The organism is Prevotella sp. CAG:592 (assembly GCF_000436015.1).
GTDB classification, from domain to species: domain Bacteria; phylum Bacteroidota; class Bacteroidia; order Bacteroidales; family Bacteroidaceae; genus Prevotella; species Prevotella pectinovora.
This window is the reverse complement of the sequence record NZ_FR892472.1, coordinates 1-2,055: the sequence shown is the minus strand read 5'-3', so window position 1 is coordinate 2,055 and position 2,055 is coordinate 1. Positions and strand designations below refer to the sequence as shown.

1 protein-coding gene is annotated in these 2,055 nt (G+C 49.0%); it reads left to right on the top strand.

Going from position 1 to position 2,055, the window contains the following annotated elements:
* Positions 1-299: 299 nt before the first annotated feature.
* The gene (locus QVO99_RS00065; protein ID WP_022315539.1) at positions 300-1,739 is read left to right on the top strand and encodes an AAA family ATPase; all 1,440 of its coding nucleotides are present in this window, start codon (positions 300-302) and stop codon (positions 1,737-1,739) included.
* Positions 1,740-2,055 lie beyond the last annotated feature (316 nt).

Sequence of the window (2,055 nt, the reverse complement as noted above, 5' to 3'; positions counted from 1 at the left end):
CGAGAGGGGGCTAAAGTGATTGACTGAATTCAGTAGCAGAGTAATCCGCCTTGGGGTTATCCCGGTTTTTGTCTGAAATCGCAGGGGCGGATATTTGTTGTCAGAATATCATATCTGGAGACGGGTAAATGCCTAAATCCAAGGAAACCCCAATGGTACCCTTATGTTAAAATCGTGTTAAAACATCGTTTATTCCGCCGCTAACCCTCATTTCATGCCCTTCGTAGCGGAATAAACGCTGTTTTTTGCAGGAATTTGCAAAATATCGCTATCTTTGCAAAAAGAAAAAAGGCAAGACTATGTGTGACATCATCGGAAGAAAAAAGGAAATAGCAGAGCTCAGACGATACTACGACAGTGGCAGGGCTGAGTTCGTGGCAGTATATGGCCGTAGGCGTGTGGGAAAGACATTCCTCGTAAACGAGGTGTTCCACGACGACATGGTGTTCCACCACACAGGATTGTCGCCATACGACAGGCAACGCAAAGTGACGCTGAAAGCCCAGTTGCAGAACTTCTATTTCTCGCTCATCCGCCACGGGATGGAGAATATAGCCCAGCCGAAATCGTGGATGGAGGCGTTCTTCCTGCTGGAGAGATTCCTTGACACTTGCGACAACGGAAGCAGGCAGGTGGTATTCATCGACGAACTGCCATGGATGGACACCGCACGGTCGGGATTCCTTACTGCCCTGGAGGCGTTTTGGAACGGATGGGGAAACATGCGCCACAATCTGCTCCTCATAGTATGCGGATCGGCAACTTCATGGATGCTCGACAATCTGATAAGCAACAAAGGCGGACTGTATGGACGACTGACGGGAGAGATCAAGCTCTCGCCATTCACACTGAAGGAAAGCGAAGAATTCTATGCGAGCCGAGGGATAAAGATGTCGAGATACAACGTGGCGCAGGCGTATATGGTGATGGGAGGAATACCGTTTTATATGAATTTCTTCAATCCGGCATATAGTCTGGCACAAAACATCGACACGCTGTTCTTTGCCCGCAACGCAAAACTGGGAGACGAGTTTGAACGACTCTTCAACTCCGTTTTCGACAATGCCGACGACTGCATGCGCATCGTAAGGCTACTCGCCACGCGACATGCCGGATTCACAAGAAAGGAGATAACCGAAAAGACCGGGCTGAAGGCCAACGGCGACCTCACAAAGATGCTGAAGGCACTGATAGGCAGCGACTTCATAATAAAATACGTGCCGTTCGGTTCGGGCGGCAGGGATGAGCGCTACAAGCTCGTGGACTCATTCTGCTGGTTCTGGCTCCACTTCAAAGAGAGCAAGGAAATAAAACAGGAAGACTACTGGCAGCGGCATCTCAGAGAGAGCGACATCGCCTCATGGCGGGGAATAGCCTTCGAGGAAATTTGCTTCCTGCATATAGCGCAGATAAAACAGGCGCTGAATATCGGCGGAGTGTCATCGGTGGAGTCGTCGTATGTGGTGCGTGGAGAGGGAGAACACGACGGCATGCAGATAGACCTGATTATAGAACGCGCCGACGATGTGGTGAACCTGTGCGAGATGAAATTCTACAAATCGCCATTCACACTGACAAGACAATATGCACAGACGCTGACAACCAGGCTGCAGAAGATGGAGGAGAAATATCCTGACTACACCTTCCACCTCACATATATCGGCGGCACGGAACTGGCGAAAAACGAATATTCCGACCTTTTCGTATCCGTATTGACACTTGACGACCTCTTCAGATAATCCCACACAAGCGGTCGCCAGCCGGCTGGATGCAGCGTTCAATCACTGCCTGCAGCCTTGCGGCTTTTTACTTCGCCTTGCAGCTTTTACCACAAGGCCACTTTTCCAGCCACGCCAAAATCTATGGTCCAACTTTTCCAAAGTGCTTGTCAAGCACATCGTCCAATGGGGTAAGATTCATCTGTGCCATAATTATGGTAACGAATCTAACTCATACTAAATTGGACTTTGGTTGAATATCAGGAAGTTAGGCGTTTGCCTTTATAATATAGGTAACAATATGGAAACGAGCGGACTTCTGCTCGTTTCTGTATTT